Below are 19,756 nucleotides of genomic sequence, written 5' to 3'. Positions count from 1 at the left end.
CCAGTGTGGCCGATCACCCTCTCAGGTCGGCTACGCATCATCGTCTTGGTGAGCCATTACCTCACCAACTAACTAATGCGCCGCGGGTCCATCTACAAGTGACAGCCGAAGCCGTCTTTCTTCCCAACACCAGGAGGCATTAAGATCTATGCGGTATTAGCATCCGTTTCCGAATGTTATCCCCCGCTTGTAGGTAGGTTACCCACGTGTTACTCACCCGTCCGCCACTCTTTTCCTTCGGTGGGTGCAAGCACCCGGTGAAGAAAAAGCGTTCGACTTGCATGTATTAGGCACGCCGCCAGCGTTCGTCCTGAGCCAGGATCAAACTCTCATAAAAGTTGTAAACCGAAGTTCACTTGTTTTAATGATGCTTGTAGCTCATTAATTGATTGCTAGCGAATAAATATTCACTAATTTGTTTGTTTTGGTACTTGCCAAAACTTCCTTACACGTTTGGTTCGTCTTACTTTGTTTAGTTTTCAAAGGTCTAATTTCTCGCCTCATCGCTTCGAGCGACAACTTCTAAATAATATCAAGATCCAAAGTGTTTGTCAACACTTTTTTAACATTTAATTTACTAGAATTTGTTGTTTTTTTTACATATGTCTCAGCGACATGTATTAATATACCACCATATCATGGGCTCGTCAAACATTTTCTTCCTTTTTTCGAACTTTTTTTATTTTGCTGAACATTTACTTTTCAGATAATTCTTTTCTCCATTTTTTGTTTAATAACCCGAATATTATAATACTTATTTTATTTAATCATTCCTGTTTTAAAAGTAACGTTCTCTCTAGTATAACTTTACACTTATTAAGAGTAACTATCCATTAAGATGAATTTTTACTCATCTCCTTTATTGTTAGCCATTACTTCCTCTTTCTACTATAGTAATTATTCAATAAAATAGTAAGCATAATAAAAGGGAGGTGACTAACGTCACATCCCTTTGTCAACTTACTCTGTCCCTATAATTGTTTCAATAGTTATAGTTAAGGATAGTTTTTATTTTTTCTCATCCACTTGATAAGTGTCTGGTGTAAACTCGACATTTTCATATTCGCCTGCTTCACTTGCATAAAAGCGATTGTAGCGGTGTTTGAATTTGCGGAATGCAAAAGTCACGATTACCTTACTGATCGCATAAATTGGTACTCCAAGTATCAATCCTACTAATCCTAAGAGCTCACCCAGCACAAGCAGGACGATGATGATTGTTAATGGATGGATTTTTAAATTTTTTCCCATAACATTTGGTTCCACAAGATTTCCGTCTAAGAATTGGACAACCAACCAAACAATGATCAACTTGACCAGCATAAACCACGATGTAGTCAAGGCGATAATAATTGCCGGTATCATTGCCAGTGTGGCGCCAATATAGGGAATAATACTAGTAACACTGGCTACAATAGCTAAAATTCCTGCATAATTCAGACCGATAATGGAGAATCCGATAAACATCATAATACCTAAAAATAACGAAATCGTTAATTGGCCTTTGACATAAGAACCAACTTGATCTGCAATGATTACAGCTAAAGAGCGTGTATCTTTTCTAAATTTTGGAGGAATGATCTTCATCACATAATTAACGAACTTTTTATCATCCTTCAATAAAAAGAATAGGATAATAGGGAAAGTTACCATTATAACGATAAAGCTGGATACCGTAGAAACGACACTTGAAATCCCTGTGACAGCAGTTGTCAGATAATTTACGATATTGCTTGGCAATTCTCCTATCCAACCATTGAACCATTCGATTACGTTATTCGTCGTTTCTTCAAAGACTGAGTTCTCCGTCCATCCCATAATAGCAGCACCGATGCTGTCTACATACCCAGGAAAGGCTTCTACGAATTGAGTCACTTGTTCACTGATATATGGAACAACTAAGAATATCAACCCCACTAAAGCACCTAGTAAAACAACAAACAAGAGAATGACTCCCCAAATACGTTTCAACCGATGTTTTTCCAGCCAGTCGATTAAAGGGTTAAACAAGAAATAGGTTAATATAGCTAAAATAACCGGCGCTATAATCGATGAAAAGAAAACAAGAAGCGGTTCAAAAATGAAGGCAATTTGATCATAAATGAAGATCAATATCCCTACCATAATGAATATGCCTAATGTATATAATAAATTCTTCCCGCCAAGAAACGAGATATATTTTGAATCTTTCATAAGTAGAAACACTCCTAGTATTTAATTCTGTTTTTTTACAAAAAGCGAAGTCTTAAGGAATCAAAATAATCGTTATTTCATTTATCCTTTCTATTCATCCGGATCGGGTTGGAATAGAGAAGAAAAACGTATAACGCACCTAATAAAGAAAAAATGGCTATATAATTACGTTTATACCAAAGGTGCTTATGTTCTGTCCTTAACTCCCCTCCTTTAGATACATTATACTAGTTTTTTTTCATTTCTGTGAACGATTCACTTTGATTAGCGAAATAATCAAAAAAAGATCAGGAAATGATCCTGATCTTTTGATTTTTTTATTTTGTGTTTCATGAGAAATCCTCTTCTAGCCAATGAACGGGGTCAAAGCGATCTGTTCCAATCTCTATAGGTTTCTCATAGTTGGGAACAATAGTACGTCTCGGATAGATTGTGCGTCTGTTAATAACATAACCAAACGATCGATTCCGATTCCTAGTCCACCTGTTGGCGGCATACCGTATTCTAATGATTCAAGGAAATCTTCATCGATTTGATGAGCTTCGTCGTTTCCTTGTTCACGTTCTTTCATCTGTTGTTCAAACCGTTCTCTTTGATCGATTGGGTCGTTCAACTCACTGAACGCATTGCCGTATTCGTGTTGCACGATAAATACTTCAAAACGATCTGTGAAACGTGGGTCTTTAAGATTTTTCTTCGCTAATGGAGAAATTTCCACGGGATGTCCACAAACAAATGTTGGTTGGATCAATGTTTCTTCCACAAACATTTCAAAGAATTCATTGACCACATGACCAAATTGGCTATGTGCTTCTACAGGAACATTGTGTTGTTTAGCAATTTCGCGCGCTTCTTCATCAGTCATCTTTTGCCAGAAGTCAACACCTGTTTGTTCTTTGATCGCATCCACCATATGGATTCTCTTCCAAGGGGTTTCCAGATCAATGTCTATTTCGTTGTAAGTGATTTTGCCGGTACCCAAAACATTTTGAGCAACCGTGCGAATCAAGCCTTCAGTTAAGTCCATCACATCTTCATAATCTGTGTAAGCTGTATAAACTTCTAACATAGTGAATTCTGGGTTGTGAGTTGTGTCGACCCCTTCATTACGAAATACACGTCCGATTTCGTAAACGCGTTCCATTCCACCGACAACCAATCGTTTCAAATGCAATTCTAGAGCGATACGCAGATACAGTTCCATATCCAATGCATTGTGGTGAGTTGTAAATGGACGAGCCGCAGCTCCGCCAGCAATATTATGAAGCGTTGGTGTTTCTACTTCGATATAGTCTTGGTTATTTAAATATTTACGAACTTCCGCAATGATTTGGCTGCGTTTTACAAAACGGTCATAGCTTTCTGGATTACTAATCAAGTCTAAGTAACGTTGACGGTAACGTTGTTCTACATTCGTCAAACCATGGTATTTGTCCGGTAATGGACGTAAAGCTTTAGACAATTGAGTAAGCGAAGTCGGTTTTACTGTAACTTCTCCCGTGTTGGTTTTCATTAGAGTTCCCGTAACTCCAACAAAGTCTCCTAAATCGGCATTTTTAAACGTTTCATAATCGTCTTCTCCAACAGCATCTTTACGAACATAAATTTGGATTTGGCCTTTACGGTCTTGTAAGTGAGCGAATCCTACTTTCCCTTTACCACGTTTCGTCATGATACGACCAGCAACGGTTACCTCGATGTTTTTTTCTTCAATTTCTTCTTTCGTTAATGCATCATATGTTTCATGTAGCTCTTTAGACAAATGGGTACGGTTAAATTTGCCACCGAACGGTTCAATATCGCGATCACGCAATGTTTGTAGTTTTTCACGGCGTACTTGCAATTGATCATTCAATTCTTCTACATGCGAATTTTCATTGCTCATTAGTTTCTCTCCATTCTTCTTAGCTTCTCAATTCACCCTTTATAATGCCAAGAGCACGCAAAAAAAGCAAGGCAATTAGCACATTCTCGACTAACGCCCTCAAACGATTTTCATATGCTCTATCATACCATATTTTAAACCGGTTTGAAAAGACAGTGAAAATCGTTGAAAAAGTGTCAAAATCTGGATTCGATTGTCTCATCGCAACTAAAAAAGGAACCTGATGAAGAACACACTCTTCTGATGCAGCTTCCTTTGGCTCTTCATCTTCTAACGTTGGCAAAGAAATTTCCTCCAGCCTATGGGGTGGCTTATGGAAAGCCATGGGAACGCCTTGAGCCGAAAATCACGTCTCAAGGCTTGCAAGCGTCAAACTTAGTGTAACGGCTAAAGCCTAACACTAAGTAATTGCCATGATTGTTGCTGCTTCAGGAGCTTACAAGCATGGTACACTGAGGCTACGCCCACAGTGTTTCCTTTTTTTGCATCCTTTTCATGGCTATAAGCCACCCCATATTCCTCCGAAAATTTCTAGGAGTGAGTTTCTAAAAGGTTTAGAATTAAAAAGAAATCTATTTTTTACTTACCAACATCAAATGTTGAAGAACCGATTAAATTGCGCTTTTTTAGTGGTTGAAAGCAAAAAAGCAAGCACCCCACTTTTAGGGTGCTTGCTTTTGGTTAAACTCATTATTGTTCTACGTCAAAAACACCTGTCGACAAGTAACGTTCTCCATTGTCAGGAGCAACTGTTACTACGCGTTCATTGCTTTTCATTGTTTTAGCTACATCGATAGCAGCTTTGATCGCCGCACCAGAAGATGGTCCGACCAACAATCCTTCTTCTTTCGCTAAACGTCTTGCCATATCAGCCGCATCGGAACTGGTTACTTGAAGCACTTTATCGTATAAAATAGTATCTAATACCGTTGGCACAAATCCTGTTCCGATACCTTGGATCTTGTGAGACCCAGGATCGCCACCACTTAACACTGGAGATTCAGCTGGTTCTACAGCATAGATCGTAATATCAGGATCTACATTTTTCAATACTTTACCGGCACCGGTCAGTGTACCACCCGTTCCAACACCAGCCACAAATGCATCTGGCGCTTCTCCATTGAAAGCTGCCAAAATTTCTGGACCAGTTGTCGCAGCATGAACTGCCGGGTTGGCTAAGTTTTCAAATTGCATCGGCATAAAGAAACCGTCTTGCTCAGCCAATTCTGTTGCTTTAGCAATGGAAGCTTTGATCCCGTCAGCACCAGGAGTCAGCAGTATTTCAGCTCCATAAGCTTGCGCTAATTGGCGGCGTTCCATACTCATCGTGTCAGGCATGACAATCAGCACTTTATACCCTTTAGCAGCACCGATCATAGCTAAACCAACACCTGTATTCCCACTTGTCGGTTCTACAATAGTATCGCCTTTTTTCAATTTACCTTCTTGTTCAGCTACTTCGATCATGTTTAACGCAATACGGTCCTTAACACTTCCACCTGGGTTAAAGGATTCCAATTTAACGTATACTTCTGCTGCATCTGGCGGAACGACTTTCGTCAATCTTAAGAGCGGTGTTTCTCCGATCAGATCTGAAACTGAATGTACAACTTTTCCCATATACTTAAAGCCTCCTATTTTTTCAACTCTTCTTACTTTTAGTGGGTTCTTCCTCCTTAGTCTACCGTTCTTTCTTTGCAAATGCAACCATTTACATTTGCTGAAAAAAATCAGGCGTTTTTCTTTTGTGTGACGAATTTGAGTGAACTTTCTTCAAAAAGGAACGCAAATCGGTTCTTCACCATTCCTGTACTCCTACTAAAACAAAAAGACTGCTGAAAAAGTTCCAAATTACTAGGGGAATTTTTCAGCAGCCAGTGTCAAGCAGCCGCAGCTCTTAACAAGGATTCTATTTGCATGATGAGCGTTTTTACGCGTTAGCTTTTAATTCTTCCAAATCTTCTACTGAGAAGTGGTACTTGTTGCCACAGAAGTGACAAACTGCTTCAGCACCATGGTCTTCAGTGATCATGTCGTCGATTTCTTTATTACCTAGCGACACGATAGCTCCGGCAAAACGTTCTTTTGAACAATCACATTCGAAAGCGATCGGCATTTTTTCTAAGATTTTTGCATTGCCTTCACCCATTAGACGGTTCAGGATTTCTTCAGGAGTTTCGCCATTTTCCATTAATCTAGAAACCATCGGGATTTCTGCAACAGCTTTTTCGACAGCTGCAATTGTTTCTTCTGTTGCACCTGGCATAACTTGGATCATAAATCCGCCAGCAGCTTTGATAGACTCATCTGTATCTACTAAAACACTCAATCCAATTGCAGAAGGTGTTTGTTCACTTGTTGCCATGTAATACGTAAAGTCTTCTGCTAATTCTCCACTGATCAACGGAACTTGTCCAGCAAATGGTTCTTTCAAACCTAAGTCCTTGGTTACCGTTAATGTACCTTCTGTTCCAACAGCTCCACGAACATCGATTTTACCTTTTTCGTTCAACGGTAAACTTACTTTAGGATTGGCAATATATCCTTTTACAGTTCCTCTACCATTACTGTCCGCAATAATATGGCCAGCTGGCCCATTACCTTCTACTTTGACAGTTACCTTTTCATCACCTTTTACCATTACACCTAATAGCAATGCTCCAACCATTGTACGCCCTAGTGCTGCTGAAGATGCACTCCAAGTGTCATGTCTGCGTTGTGCTTCTGCAATTGTATCTGTAGCATCAATCGTAAACACACGGATTTGTCCATCGTAACAAACACTTTTCAATAAATAATCTGACATTCATTTCCCTACTTTCTGATTCTTTCGTACATTCATATCGTATGAAAGAGGGTTGCGGATTTTGCCGCAACCCTCTTTCATTTTGTTATTCAGTATACAATCTTACTAACTTTTTGTCTACTCTTTATGTGAGTCTGAATCTGTTTCTTCATTGTCAGATTCGTTTCCTTGAGGTGTCAATGCAGTATCGTCACCTTGTGAAGGCTGATCTTCATCAGTACCTAATTCTTTTTTAGCTTCTTCAACTATTTCCTCAGGGTTTTCTGTTGCTTGCTGACCTTGAGCTTTAGCTTGTTGTTCACGTTCGCGTTCTTTTTGTTCACGAGCTCGTTTAATTTCTTCAAAAGATAAGCCTTCTCCTTCACGTTTTTCACGTGGGAACTCTTCCTCTTCTGTCACTGGAGGCATTTCTCCTGTTTCAAATAAACTCTTGATTGTGCGTTCGTCTAACGTTTCAAGTTCAAGCAATTTCTCAGCAATCAATTTGTGCGCTTCTTTATGTTCTTCTAGAATTCTGCGAGCTTCATCATGTGCTTTATTCATGATCGCCAATACTTCTTGGTCGATTTGGTAAGCAATTTGCTCAGAAAAGCCTTTCGTATTTCCGTAGTCGCGACCAACGAATACTTGACTGTTTCCTTCATATTGTACTGGACCAAGTTTCTCACTCATTCCGTACTCAGTTACCATACTACGTGCCAATTGTGTCGCTTGTTGGAAGTCATTGCTGGCTCCAGAAGATTGAGAATCAAAGACCATTTCTTCAGCCACACGTCCGCCAAGTAATCCAACAATTTGTTCAGTCATTTCTTTTTTCGTCATTAGGAAGCGATCTTCTTTAGGAAGCATGATCGCATATCCGCCTGCGCGTCCACGAGGTACAATTGTAACTTTGTGAACAACACGAGCATCATTTAATACCATACCGACAATTGTATGTCCAGATTCATGGTAAGCCACCATAGCTCGTTCCGTTTTACTAATTACACGATCTTTTTTAGCTGGACCTGCAATCACGCGGTCTTGAGCTTCATCGATATCTGAAGCATCAATCGTCTTCTTGCTTCTTCGTGCAGCTACTAGAGCTGATTCATTCAATAAGTTTTCTAGATCTGCACCGGCAAAACCAGGTGTTTGTCTAGCCACTACGCCTAAATCTACATTCGCAGCAAGCGGTTTGTTTTTCGCATGTACTTTTAAGATTGCTTCACGTTCTTTAACGTCTGGACGGCCAACCATGATTTGGCGGTCAAAACGACCTGGACGAAGCAACGCTGGGTCTAATACGTCAGCACGGTTTGTTGCTGCAATAACGATGATTCCTTCATTTCCTGAGAAACCATCCATTTCAACCAGCAATTGGTTCAATGTTTGTTCACGCTCATCGTGTCCGCCACCCATACCGGCTCCACGTTGACGACCAACTGCATCGATTTCATCAATAAAAATGATCGCTGGTGCATTTTTCTTAGCTGTTTCAAACAAATCCCGTACACGGCTTGCTCCGACCCCAACAAACATTTCCACAAATTCAGAACCTGAGATGGAGTAGAACGGTACTGCTGCTTCACCGGCAACGGCTTTAGCAAGCAAGGTTTTCCCTGTACCTGGAGGTCCTTCTAATAAAACTCCAGCAGGAATACGAGCACCTAAGTTGGCAAAACGTCTTGGATCTTTTAAGAACTCAACCACTTCGACAAGTTCTTCTTTTTCTTCTTCCGCTCCGGCAACATCTGAGAAGCGTACTTTACTTGCTTTTGTATCGGCTTCTTTGGCTTTTGATTTACCAAAGTTCATTACTCCACGACCGCCTTGTCCGCCGCCGCCTTGACCACTTTGTCCCATCATCATATAAATAAAGAAGATGAAGATGACTAAAGGTAAGACAGATATCAATAATGTAACCCATACACCTGATGACTCTTCTTGCATTGGAGTCACTTCAGTATTGTTTTCTTTTGATACTTCCCATATTTCAGAAACGATTGGATCATTTTGTAAAATTGATGTCGTAAAGTTTGTTACTTCTGAATCAGTTGTTCCAATAATCGGAATACTGCTGCTTTCTTCCGATTCTTGTGCAGGTTGTTCCTCTCGGTATTTACCTGAAATCGAGTAGACACCAGCACTTGGTTGCATGGTAAATGATTCGATCTCATTATTTTCCAATTGCGTTACAAAATCACTAGCTGAAATACCTTGGCTTTGTTCATCAGAGTTTCCTCCGGTCGCCCAAGATACGATTCCGATGATCCCGATAAACACAATGGCATAAAAAATCCCATTTTTTAAGAATCCCTTTTTCACACAGTCGACCTCCCTTACTTTCATTCAAACTTTTCATTTATTTATATTTTTATTGCGACTGAATCCACTTAATCATAACATATTTGACCATAATTGACCAAACATTTTTACTCGTAAATTTTAGGTTTTAACACACCAATGTAAGGAAGATTACGGTAATGTTCAATAAAGTCTAGACCATATCCTACTACAAATTCATTTGGCACTAAGAAACCTACATAATCAGCTTCTAATGGCACCACACGACCTTCTGGTTTATCAAGCAAAGTAACGATTTTGATGGATTTTGCTTTGCGGTATTTAAACATATCGATGATGTAAGATAACGTACGCCCGCTATCGATGATATCCTCTACGATTAAAATATTGCGGCCTTCCACATTCGTGTCTAAATCTTTTAAAATTTTTACTTCTCCTGAAGAAACCATTGCATTTCCGTAACTTGACACATCCATGAAATCCATTTCTAAATAAGTATCCATAGCTTTCGTCAAATCAGATAAAAATGGGATAGCTCCTTTCAAGATTCCAACTACTAAAGGATCTTTCCCCTCATATTCTGCGCTTAATTCTTTCCCTAATTCTCGAGTTCGTTTTTGGATCTCAGCTTCAGTTACTAAAATTTTTTCGATATCATTTTGCATAAATTTAAGTTCTCCTTTTTAGCTTTCATCACCGTTTGGGTCATGAATTAGTATGTACTGTATTGTATCAGTTTCCCGCTCAATAGACAATCTTGAATCTTTGAACCCAAGGAAACAAATCACGTCTCCCGTAGCATCACAGACAATTCTAAACTCATCCCGCTGTTCCAAAGGGACCTTTCGATCAATCAAAATATCTTTGATCTTTTTTGTTCCGGTACTGCCTTTCAGCGACATTCGATCTCCCGCTTGGCGGCGACGAATCGTTAATGGCAACTGAACGCTGGCTGCATCCAGCCAGATTGCTCTCTGACCGCGGCTCTTTTGATCCATTTCTGCAGGGAACAAGCCAACTTTTCCGACTTGTGGCAAATGCACCCACTCACCCAATTCCAATTTCCTATCTGGTTCAAAAACAACTTTGCTTTCAACAAACGGGGAAAAAGTAAGTGTATCATAACTTCTCTTGGCTAGCCACTTCCCTGGCAAATCAATCTGCCCATTCGGTTTGTCGCTGTTCACTAAACCATGCAGGTCTTTGATGTGCTGCCGTTGAAATTGTTGATCTCCGCCCTTATAAACTTCCATCAATAACTGTTGTAGCACCAATCGCTGCAAACCGGCTTCCAAATGGAGATAGGGTTTGCGATCCATCACCCAGTTTCCATCGGGCAGCTTCTTGCTGATGATCGCTAGTTGTCGGTTGATTTCTATCTGCGCCACAGCTAACGCATCTTGTAAGTCATTTGAAAAGTTGGCAAAATGAGGCACCAATTGAGGAGTTTCTTGTTTCAATAACGGAATCACTTGATTGCGGTACCGATTCCGAGTATACGCTAAGCTATGATTGCTTTCATCTTCAAAATACTGCAGTCCATGTTCAGTACTGTATTGATACAATTGTTCTTTCGTATACGACAGTAACGGTCTGATCAACTCGCCTGTTAAAAAAGGACGAGCTGCTTTGATACCAGCCATACTCTCTAATGAACCTCCACGTACCAACCGCATCAAGATGGTTTCGATTTGATCATCTCCATGATGTGCCGTCAGCAAATGCGTGGCCTGCTGTTCAGCAAATACATCCCGGAAAAAAGCATAACGGAATTTCCGAGCCGCTTCTTCCACATTAGCTTTTGGCTGCTGATACTTGTCCCATTTGGCCATAAAAAACGGAATGTTTTTCTTGCAACACAATTGTTCCAAAAATTCTGCTTCTTGAATGGAAACTTCTCTTAATTGGTGGTTGACGTGAACGACTCCGAACCAAGGCTTTATATCATCTGGCAGTTGCTGCATCATATCCAGCAACACTATAGAGTCTACGCCTCCAGATACCGCCACCAGTACGCGGGAACTGTTATTCCAGTACAATTGTTTTTGACACTGCTTTAAAAAATCCGCCAACAAATCCATGGAAATAAGCTCCTTTAACCTGTCATATTTCTATTATACCTATAGAATACGAAGAATTTAAGAACATTCTACAGAATTTTATAATAAATTAAGAAATATACACTCTTTGACACAACTGTACGCTAAAAAGATACGCACTTAATCTTCATCCTCTTCTTCATAAAATTGCACCGCAACGCCCGAAGAATACAAGTTTTCTACCGGCTCACCTTGCATCTCCGCGATTTCGACCAGCGAATGCCCATTGTTTTGCCATAATCGCATACAATAGAACATTTCCTCGACCAACTTATGGATGTACAATACTTGTTCTTCCGTTTTCAATCTCACACCCATTCGTTGTAACTCAGTGAATGTATTACTGGTATTTCCATCTAAATGAATCGTATCGTAGATCTGTTCGCATACTTCTTGGGTATAATCTTCTTCACCATGAAAATAATCCTTCATATAATCGAAAAACGCTTGGTAAGCTGTTGTTTTCTCAAAATAGTAATGATCTTGATAACAAAGCAGCTCTTCTTTTTTTGGAATGTAATGAGGCTTGTCTGCTTTTTCTGCTAGTAACTTTGGAATGTCTGTTTCGAACAACACTAATGAATCATCTACAAAATAGTCTTCCATGGAGATCACAAAGTGTTGGGCAAGGTCTGCCGTTGAAGCCTCCACTTCTTTTTCTAAGTCTTCTTTAGTTACTCGTTTCTGATTTTGTGTATTGTATGTCTCTAGAACAACGTCTTTTGGTGCGATACCATACAAATTAGTCAGTGCTACAACATACGTAATGAGCAGTTTCATATCTATCGTCCTTTCTCCTAAATATCAAATGGGTTTCCGCGAAACTTCTTTGTCTTGTTTCGTGATTTCCCTCATTGGTCGGCACGGGTTGCCTATAGCCACTACATTTGCCGGAATATCTTTCGTCACTACGCTTCCTGCTCCTATGACAGCATTCTCTCCGATTGTTACGCCGGGTAAAATTTGCGCTCCGGATCCGATCCAGACATTGTTTCCGATCCGTACGGGTAGATTATACTGGAACCCTTTTTCTCTCAACTCTGGAGCTACTGGATGGGTTCCCGCAGAGATAGTCACATTCGGTCCAAACATAACATGATCTCCTACATAGATATGTGTGTCATCCACTAATGTCAAATTAAAGTTTGCATAGACGCCTTTTCCAAAATGGACATGGTGTCCTCCCAAATTTGCATGTAAAGGAGGTTCGATGTAACAACCTTCCTTTATCTTAGCAAACATTTCCTTCAATAGTTACCGTTCGCTCTCTCATTTGCGAAGGGCGGGTGGCATTAAAGTCGTACAGTTTTCCCAAGCATTCCCTTTGTTCTGCCAAGACATCCTCGTCATTTGGATCGTACAGTTCTCCACTATGTATTTTTTCGTAATGATTCACAACTGCTCCTCCTCTTTTTTAGGTACCATTCTCATTTAGTGGTCTTAAAAACAAAAGTTCCCCATGCTTATCTTAAAAATCATCCCAGTCATCACCTGAAAAGGCAGTTTCTTCATCATACAAATTATCTCTCTGAGAATTGCAGTTATATGAGTGATTTTGTTCGCTGCTTTTCGAGTAGTAGCTATCTCCATAAAAGGAGTCCGTTGCTGGACCAAATCGATTAAACCCTTGCGTTCCCGGCAAAACAAACAAAAACAATAGGATAAAAGTCCCGATTCCAGGAATAAAAGCTGCCAACATCACCCATGCTGAAAGATTACGGTCGTGTAATCGGCGGGCAAGCAGACTAATGGAAGGAATCAGATTCACAACGAACCACAAAGTCAATAGTGCATTAACAAAGAAAATCCAAGAAAACAACGTCAGAACAACTGTCCCCATGAATAAAAACAGTACAGTCCGCCAATACTCTCGTCTACTGATTCGACCCGTAAAATTAAAATAATGGCTATAATACACTTGGATTGATTCTCTCATCACATCTCCACCTTCTACCTGAATTAAACTCTTCCTTCTTATGTATTATACAGGATACTCTTCGTGAATGTTTCTTTTTATCCATTAAATACGCACTATTACTCACGCTGAATCATTTATAGCTTTAGGAAGGTATGTTTTTTCAGATAATTTTTTGGTCTTAGTGGAAGATTGACTCTATTTAGTAATGGAAAATCAGGATTGATTCATCAAGCCTCAAAGAATAAGCCGTGTTGATGAATAACAGGATTTAAACATCAATGGTAAAACCTCTTTGATGAAGAATGCAGTTTGAACACCAAGAATCAATTCTCCTTGATGTTAAACGCAGACCAGAACTCCCCTGTTTTTTTCAAATGAAGACCTTGCATGGATTAAATCAGCTAGCCAGAAACCAAGCTACTCAGTAGTACGTTCCAAAAAAACACGCTTAAAAAATCGTTAACGCCTATTCCAGCGCTAACGATTCTTTTTCAGTGTACTTTTCCACATTATTCAGCAGGTGTTCCGGGTTCGATATCATAGGCTTTTTGAACCATTTCATGACGTTGGCCTAATTTATCATCTGTCTTTTTCTCCCATAGTTGCGCCATTTGCTCTTTGATCTGCGGAACCATCTTTTCAGGAACGACATTCCGGTATGTTTTTGTTTCCCCAAGAATGACTTTGACAGCTGGATCGATGACTTCTTTTGGATCATACTGTTCGTAAGGGAATGCCAATTTGCTGTAATCAAAAACGCGTTCAGAATCATCTGGCCAATTTTTCCAAGTCTCAAATTCGCGATCATTAAATCCTGTCAGGTAAGGTCCCGGATTCACAGTGGCTACTTCTACATTGAACTCTTGCAATTCTTTGCTTAACGCATCTGCAAACGCTTCTACTGCATGCTTCGAACCCGCATAAGGGCCTGAAAACGGATTAACGGTCAATCCAGAGATCGAAGAAATAAATACAATACGCCCTCTTTGCTTCTTCACCATCTCACGCGCAAATTCTTTCGTCAGGATGATTGGACTGATCGCATTCACTTCAAATTGACTCCGCAAATTTTCTTCCGGAATATCCATCAATGAGCCGCCCTCTTTGATAGCTGCATTATTGACGAGGATATCAATATCCCATTTCCAAGCTTTCGCACGATCTTTCTCATTCGTAACATCCAGCTTTTCAATTTGCATGGAAAGGCCTTTAGCTTGCGCTTCCTTTTCTAATGAAGAAACTTGCGACATTGCTTCAACACTCGCGATCACGTTTTTACCCATTTCAGCCAATTTGAATGCGATGTCTTTTCCGAATCCTGTCCCTGCACCGGTTATGAGTATCGTTTCTTCGTTCACTAAAATTCCTCCTTCATGAATGCTGTTTCTATTTGTAGAGTACCAGTAATAAAAGAGTTGATTCAACTATTTTGGTTCAAGCACAAAAAAGAGTTATTGATGAGATTCGGAACCTCGTCAATAACTCTTTAGTCACTCCTTATTCTACATAAGCTCGGCTTAAATCAAATTCATTTCCAACAGATTGGAACACAATCCCTTTCAATGAAGGATCACGCAATTGTGTTTCTGCTTCTTGATACAACGGAATAACTCCCACATCACTGGTTAAAATATTATGTGCTTCAACCAAATCATTCCAACGCTCTTCAGGATTATTTGCATTCGTTGTTTTAGCAGCATCAATCAAGGCATCAAACTCTGGATTCACATAACTTCCTTCATTATAAGCAGAGGTACTGTACATGAGATCCATAAAGTTGATTGGATCCGCAAAGTCAGCTCCCCAACCCGTTTGCAGCAAGTCAAATTCATCATTATCAGCTAAAGCCAACCGGTTCTTTTTCGGTACGTTTCGAATCTCGATCGAAACTCCCGGCAAATTGTTTTCGACTTGTCCTTGGATATATTGACTGATTTTTTTGTTCTTTTCATCATCATCCGCCACTAAAGACAACTCAATCGTCTCCACACCTAGTTCTTCTTTTGCTTGGTTCCATAATTCTTGTGCTGCTGCAATATCATAGTTTAATGGGTTTTCTGCTGCTTCTGTAAAATCTGTTCCATCAATTGGACTGTTTACAAAATCAACCGGTAAAAAGCCAGTAATCTCTGTTGAACCGTCAGCCAATACCGTATTAACTAACTCCTCTGTATTGATGACCATTCCCAAAGCTTCTCTTAAGCTTGCATTTTGCAGGTTTTCATTTGCCCAGTTAAATTCCAAGTAAGCAGTACGGGCTTTATTTTGAACGACCACATTCTCATTACCGGCATATTGTTTCACCATTTCACCGGTTAATTGAGCATTGTCGATCTGTCCACTTTCAAATAAGTTCACAGCTGTGCTAGTCTCTTTGATAACTTGAACATTCACTTCATCCAACTGAATTTCATCGGCCGCATAGTAGTCTTCATTCTTCACTAAATCCCAAGTTAAACCAGTGCCATCCCAATTCTCCAAGGTAAATGGTCCATTTGCTAAAAGAGTATCACTGGAAGTTCCATATTCGCTTCCTTGTTCTTCAACAAACGTTTGATTTTGTGGGAAGAACGGTGTAAAAGCTAATAAATTCTCGAAATAAGGTGTCGGCTGAGTCAATTCAAATGTTACTTCATAATCACTGACAGCTGTGACCCCTAATTCGCTAGGATCCACTTCTCCAGCCATGATTTCAGGAGCGTTCACAATCGTATCTGCTAAGTAACTGTATGCAGCTCCTGTATTCGGATCTACTAAACGTTGGATCGCAAATACAAAATCATTAGCCGTAACGGGTTCTCCATTTGACCACGTAGCATCTTCACGTAGTTTGTATGTGTAAGTCAAACCATCTTCAGAAATGGTTCCTTCTTCTGAGGCAATCGCTGGGACAGGTTTCCCATTCTCATCAATTCGCAATAATCCTTCTACTACATGCCCAATGTAGTTGGCACTGTTGATATCTGTAATCAAGCTTGCATCCATAGTAGCTATTTCAGTAGGAGCCGTGTATTGAGCAACTTGTTCACTACCGCTTGAACTTTCTGTCGATTCTGCGCTTCCTCCTCCACAAGCTGATAATACCAGAGCTGCTCCAAGTGTTGTAAATAACCATTTTCTAATTCTCATTTAATTGACTCCCTTTTCTAATCTTTTTTAGCGATTTCTAATATAGTAACACATAAAAAAGGAAAAGTAAGGCCCATTTGCAAAAAAGTGATAAAATATTCAGAATATTCGGATGATGCGTCTTTGTTCAACCTATAACTAAGGATTATGGAAATCAGCATTTACATCCCCTTTCTTCTCTATATAGATTCCTGTACAATAGGAAAAGGCAAAAACGGGGTGCTAGTTTAAATAGACGCGTTGCCATTACTGAGTTGAATTAGAACTTTGATACCACAAGATAAAGGCGGAGAGCTTTATGAAAGAAACCACTAAAGGTTTAAAAAAAGAAATATCCTTTTTTACAGCATTAACTATTGTCATGGGAACCGTCATCGGTTCAGGAGTGTTTTTCAAACCGGAAGCTGTTTATTTAGCTACTGAAACGGCGGGGCTAGGTCTGGCAGCTTGGGTCTTAGGGGGGTTAATCACTATTTGCGGCGGACTGACAACAGCAGAATTGTCCGCTGCTATTCCGGAAACGGGTGGGATGGTAGTTTACTTACGCCGTGCCTATGGTCCTTTGATCAGTTACCTCTTAGGATGGGCACAGACAATTGTTTATTTTCCAGCCAATATCGCTGCCTTATCAATTATTTTCGCGACACAAGCAGTCAATTTGTTGGGATTGACACAGTCATACGTGATTCCTATCGCGATTACGGCAGCTTGTGCCATCATACTGACTAATTTGATGGGAACTCAAAAAGCTGGTCGCCTGCAATCCATAGCGACAGTAGCAAAGATGGTCCCGCTTTTTGTGATCATTGTGTTTGGTCTGCTGCATCAAGGAGATGTTCAGTTCCAATTACTGCCTGACTTTATGACTCCTACCTCCACGATTTCCAAATTAGGTACAGGATTGGTCGCGACATTATTTGCCTATGACGGGTGGATCAACGTTGGTACGATTGCCGGCGAAATGAAAGACCCTAAAAAAGATTTGCCAAAAGCTATCGTAGCTGGATTAACAGCCGTGATGGGGATTTATGTATTGATCAATTTGGCTTATCTGCAAGTGATGCCGGCTGCTGCACTCGGGGCTACGCCGATACCTGCCGCAGAAGTGGCTCATTTGCTGTTTGGAAATTCTGGAGGGAAACTGGTGACAATCGGTATTTTAATTTCTGTTTTTGGGACGATCAACGGCTACACGATGACGGGGATTCGTGTTCCTTATGCCATGGCTTTAAACAATGAATTGCCTTTCAGCAACCGGTTGAAAAAGTTAAACAGCCAGCAGGTTCCAGCCAACAGTGCTCTCTTACTTTTGTTGATCGCTATCGTAATGATTTTTACCGGTCAATACAACCAGCTGACGGATTTGCTGGTCTTCGTAATTTGGATTTTCTACACGTTGGTCTTTGTCGCTGTGTTTATCTTGCGCAAAAAAGAACCAGAACTTGTGCGCCCTTATAAAGTCCCTTTTTATCCTGTAATTCCTCTGATTGCTATCATTGGAGGCTGTTTCATAGTTGTGAATACTTTATTGACACAGCCTACAAACACCGCATTAGGAATTTTCTTGACCATTATCGGATTGCCTGTTTACTTTTATAAACGCAGGAAAACGGTATAAAAAAAGGTGCAGCCTCCACATTGAGGGCTGCACCTTTTTCTATTTGTCTAACTTAATAATTTGCCGCCGACAGCGTAATCGGTCTTTTTCATCTCTTCAATAATAACGTGCACGCGATCTGCTGGCACTTCAGCATTTTTTACTATTGCTTCTGTGATATCTTTGACTAGACCTGCTTTTTGTTCTGCAGTCCGTCCTTCAACTAATTCAACATGTACAAATGGCATAACGATCATCCTTTCTGTTTCTTTTTATTTTAGCTGTTCATGGCGAATAATCAACTGATTTTTTATTATTTGTAACATCGCCATCTGCCAGTACCTTCAGCTTTTAAATGCTTGTTTAAAGCATACCTGATTCTGCTAGCAGATAACTGAAAGTCGCACCATTTGAGAAGAACAGAAACAGTGATCTTTTGATCAGGAAACAGCAGCCTACATTCTTTTGCGAGACGAATGATAGCATGTGACACCAATTCTTCTTTGCCGCAATGACTACACACACAACTTCTTTTTTTAGTAAATTGGTTTATGAACTTACCGCATTGAACACAAGTCACCCCTTTTTTCAAAAGGTTGTCATCATAATAAGGCACATTTCGCAAAGAAAAATCTACTTTGTGCAGCTCTTTGATCTCCTCAGCAAATTGATGATGGTGTGGATTCAAATGACCCGTTATTTCATTTAACGTTGTAAAATGAGCATCTATCATACTCGGTAAGATCAACCCGCTATTTCTCGGCGCTCCAAATAAGGTAAAATTTGGATTTACAAAGACGATATACTTTTGGATTGCAAAATGATATCCCATCTGATCCAGTAATTGACGCAAGACAGATTCTGCATTCCGGATTTGGTAAGTCGGGTCGTACACCTCTTTTTCATATCGTCCATGATACATTTTGTCGTTTTGGTAATAATACTCGCCTGCAAAATTTTTCACTTCGTGTATAGATAGTCCTTTTGCCGTAATCACTAAATTGTCTATTTGACAACTTTTTCCTTTTACTTCTAAATATAGGTCATTCAAAATTAAACAGTCGCGTGTTAATCGTGTCGTCGTTAATGAAATAAAGGTGATTTCTCCTTCATCGCCTTTTTCCCAATTGCTGTACTTATTGCGGTCATCCCGAGATAAAATCATCCGATTTGCCAGAGATCTCATCACTAATAGACGATGAGGGGTCTCCCTTTCTTTAACGATCATCCTATCACTCCTCTTTTTCACTTCATAAATCCATATACGCATTTTTAAGGAGTATTTTTTAATCGCTAAAAATTTTTGCTTATCTGACAAGCTATTTCACACTTCTCAATCTAGTTTAGCTGTAATTGTTAGGTAAACTGCTGCTATCTACTAATCTAGACTAATTTTCAGCTTGAATGATTAGATAGACCAACGCTACCTAATCATTCAAGCCATTTTTTCTTGTCATTTGTGAGCTATAACTCCTCTACCTCATAAAAGACTCGTGTTTTTCTATGAAATGCTTCGGTAGCGCTCCTCTAGATTATGATTAACAACTTTTTATCTTGCTAATTATGAAGTAGCACCCCTCTACCTAATCATTGACCCACTTATTTCTCGCAAATCAGGAAGTAGAGCGTCTATAGCTCACCATTCGTCTTTAATAAAGTTCCTAATTATGAGCTATCCGGTCAATCACTTCCACAAAGCAGCTTTTCGCTTGAGCGAAAACTCTCCTAATGAAAAGTTCTTCATTACTTGACGACCTACTTCACACTTCTCGATCTGATTCAGCTGCAATTATGAAGTATGAGACATCTAGTTCATAAAACAAACGTATTTTTCTCTAGAATC

The 19,756-nt window shown here is 39.8% G+C and carries 15 protein-coding genes, 1 rRNA gene and 1 pseudogene; 1 reads left to right on the top strand and 16 read right to left on the bottom strand.

Annotation, left to right across the window (positions count from 1 at the left end):
* The 14 genes and pseudogenes from ACEN36_RS10140 to ACEN36_RS10075 all read right to left on the bottom strand — a co-directional run.
* Nucleotides 1–337: ribosomal RNA gene (locus ACEN36_RS10140) — 16S ribosomal RNA — on the bottom strand; the annotation flags it as partial.
* A gap of 671 nt (nucleotides 338–1,008) precedes the next feature.
* Nucleotides 1,009–2,193, bottom strand: coding sequence for an AI-2E family transporter (locus ACEN36_RS10135; protein WP_407097101.1), 1,185 nt, complete (start codon nucleotides 2,191–2,193; stop codon nucleotides 1,009–1,011).
* Nucleotides 2,194–2,578: 385 nt separating this feature from the next.
* Nucleotides 2,579–4,078: a lysine--tRNA ligase gene (gene lysS, locus ACEN36_RS10130; RefSeq protein WP_407126553.1), complete on the bottom strand. Its 1,500-nt coding sequence runs from the start codon at nucleotides 4,076–4,078 to the stop codon at nucleotides 2,579–2,581.
* A gap of 19 nt (nucleotides 4,079–4,097) precedes the next feature.
* Nucleotides 4,098–4,361 carry a hypothetical protein gene (locus ACEN36_RS10125; RefSeq protein ID WP_407126552.1) on the bottom strand — a complete coding sequence of 88 codons (264 nt, stop codon included), beginning with the start codon at nucleotides 4,359–4,361 and terminating at the stop codon, nucleotides 4,098–4,100.
* Nucleotides 4,362–4,768: 407 nt separating this feature from the next.
* Nucleotides 4,769–5,698: a cysteine synthase A gene (cysK, locus tag ACEN36_RS10120; RefSeq protein WP_407126551.1), complete on the bottom strand. Its 930-nt coding sequence runs from the start codon at nucleotides 5,696–5,698 to the stop codon at nucleotides 4,769–4,771.
* Between the two features lie 310 nt (nucleotides 5,699–6,008).
* A complete protein-coding gene (gene hslO / locus ACEN36_RS10115; RefSeq protein ID WP_407097105.1) occupies nucleotides 6,009–6,884 on the bottom strand; it encodes an Hsp33 family molecular chaperone HslO in 876 nt (291 codons plus the stop codon).
* Nucleotides 6,885–7,001: 117 nt separating this feature from the next.
* Nucleotides 7,002–9,191, bottom strand: a complete 2,190-nt coding sequence (ftsH, locus tag ACEN36_RS10110; protein ID WP_407097106.1) for an ATP-dependent zinc metalloprotease FtsH — start codon at nucleotides 9,189–9,191, stop codon at nucleotides 7,002–7,004.
* 107 nt (nucleotides 9,192–9,298) lie between these two features.
* Entirely contained in the window at nucleotides 9,299–9,835 is a 537-nt protein-coding gene (gene hpt / locus ACEN36_RS10105; RefSeq protein ID WP_407097107.1) for a hypoxanthine phosphoribosyltransferase, read from the bottom strand.
* 18 nt (nucleotides 9,836–9,853) lie between these two features.
* Nucleotides 9,854–11,251, bottom strand: coding sequence for a tRNA lysidine(34) synthetase TilS (tilS, locus tag ACEN36_RS10100; RefSeq protein ID WP_407126550.1), 1,398 nt, complete (start codon nucleotides 11,249–11,251; stop codon nucleotides 9,854–9,856).
* Between the two features lie 138 nt (nucleotides 11,252–11,389).
* A complete protein-coding gene (locus ACEN36_RS10095) occupies nucleotides 11,390–12,049 on the bottom strand; it encodes a hypothetical protein (protein ID WP_407103029.1) in 660 nt (219 codons plus the stop codon).
* 24 nt (nucleotides 12,050–12,073) lie between these two features.
* Nucleotides 12,074–12,665 (bottom strand): annotated as a pseudogene (locus ACEN36_RS10090) (sugar O-acetyltransferase).
* A gap of 72 nt (nucleotides 12,666–12,737) precedes the next feature.
* Nucleotides 12,738–13,205, bottom strand: coding sequence for a DUF805 domain-containing protein (locus ACEN36_RS10085; protein ID WP_407103028.1), 468 nt, complete (start codon nucleotides 13,203–13,205; stop codon nucleotides 12,738–12,740).
* Between the two features lie 491 nt (nucleotides 13,206–13,696).
* Nucleotides 13,697–14,545 carry an SDR family oxidoreductase gene (locus tag ACEN36_RS10080; RefSeq protein ID WP_407097111.1) on the bottom strand — a complete coding sequence of 283 codons (849 nt, stop codon included), beginning with the start codon at nucleotides 14,543–14,545 and terminating at the stop codon, nucleotides 13,697–13,699.
* Nucleotides 14,546–14,684: 139 nt separating this feature from the next.
* Nucleotides 14,685–16,316 carry a peptide ABC transporter substrate-binding protein gene (locus tag ACEN36_RS10075; protein WP_407126549.1) on the bottom strand — a complete coding sequence of 544 codons (1,632 nt, stop codon included), beginning with the start codon at nucleotides 16,314–16,316 and terminating at the stop codon, nucleotides 14,685–14,687.
* A gap of 298 nt (nucleotides 16,317–16,614) precedes the next feature.
* Between ACEN36_RS10075 and ACEN36_RS10070 the strand changes: the two genes are divergently transcribed.
* Nucleotides 16,615–17,934: an APC family permease gene (locus ACEN36_RS10070; protein ID WP_407126547.1), complete on the top strand. Its 1,320-nt coding sequence runs from the start codon at nucleotides 16,615–16,617 to the stop codon at nucleotides 17,932–17,934.
* 47 nt (nucleotides 17,935–17,981) lie between these two features.
* On the opposite strand, the gene ACEN36_RS10065 is transcribed toward ACEN36_RS10070, so the two are convergent.
* Nucleotides 17,982–18,161 (bottom strand): 2-hydroxymuconate tautomerase, encoded by a 180-nt coding sequence (locus ACEN36_RS10065; protein ID WP_407097114.1) that lies wholly within the window; start codon nucleotides 18,159–18,161, stop codon nucleotides 17,982–17,984.
* 65 nt (nucleotides 18,162–18,226) lie between these two features.
* The gene (locus ACEN36_RS10060; protein WP_407103024.1) at nucleotides 18,227–19,141 is read right to left on the bottom strand and encodes a nuclease-related domain-containing protein; all 915 of its coding nucleotides are present in this window, start codon (nucleotides 19,139–19,141) and stop codon (nucleotides 18,227–18,229) included.
* Nucleotides 19,142–19,756 lie beyond the last annotated feature (615 nt).

This window comes from Desemzia sp. FAM 23989 (genome assembly GCF_045528345.1).
Lineage (GTDB): Bacteria > Bacillota > Bacilli > Lactobacillales > Carnobacteriaceae > Desemzia.
Note: the sequence above shows the minus strand (reverse complement) of the source record. Positions and strands in the feature narration are given on the sequence as shown.

Excerpts from the sequence above, each read along its gene's own strand:
- ACEN36_RS10135 (WP_407097101.1), bottom strand. The coding sequence starts at position 2,193 with ATGAAAGATTCAAAATATATCTCGTTTCTTGGCGGGAAGAATTTATTA.
- lysS (WP_407126553.1), bottom strand. The coding sequence starts at position 4,078 with ATGAGCAATGAAAATTCGCATGTAGAAGAATTGAATGATCAATTGCAA.
- cysK (WP_407126551.1), bottom strand. The coding sequence starts at position 5,698 with ATGGGAAAAGTTGTACATTCAGTTTCAGATCTGATCGGAGAAACACCG.
- hslO (WP_407097105.1), bottom strand. The coding sequence starts at position 6,884 with ATGTCAGATTATTTATTGAAAAGTGTTTGTTACGATGGACAAATCCGT.
- hpt (WP_407097107.1), bottom strand. The coding sequence starts at position 9,835 with ATGCAAAATGATATCGAAAAAATTTTAGTAACTGAAGCTGAGATCCAA.
- tilS (WP_407126550.1), bottom strand. The coding sequence starts at position 11,251 with ATGGATTTGTTGGCGGATTTTTTAAAGCAGTGTCAAAAACAATTGTAC.
- ACEN36_RS10095 (WP_407103029.1), bottom strand. The coding sequence starts at position 12,049 with ATGAAACTGCTCATTACGTATGTTGTAGCACTGACTAATTTGTATGGT.
- ACEN36_RS10085 (WP_407103028.1), bottom strand. The coding sequence starts at position 13,205 with ATGAGAGAATCAATCCAAGTGTATTATAGCCATTATTTTAATTTTACG.
- ACEN36_RS10075 (WP_407126549.1), bottom strand. The coding sequence starts at position 16,316 with ATGAGAATTAGAAAATGGTTATTTACAACACTTGGAGCAGCTCTGGTA.
- ACEN36_RS10070 (WP_407126547.1), top strand. The coding sequence starts at position 16,615 with ATGAAAGAAACCACTAAAGGTTTAAAAAAAGAAATATCCTTTTTTACA.
- ACEN36_RS10065 (WP_407097114.1), bottom strand. The coding sequence starts at position 18,161 with ATGCCATTTGTACATGTTGAATTAGTTGAAGGACGGACTGCAGAACAA.
- ACEN36_RS10060 (WP_407103024.1), bottom strand. The coding sequence starts at position 19,141 with ATGATCGTTAAAGAAAGGGAGACCCCTCATCGTCTATTAGTGATGAGA.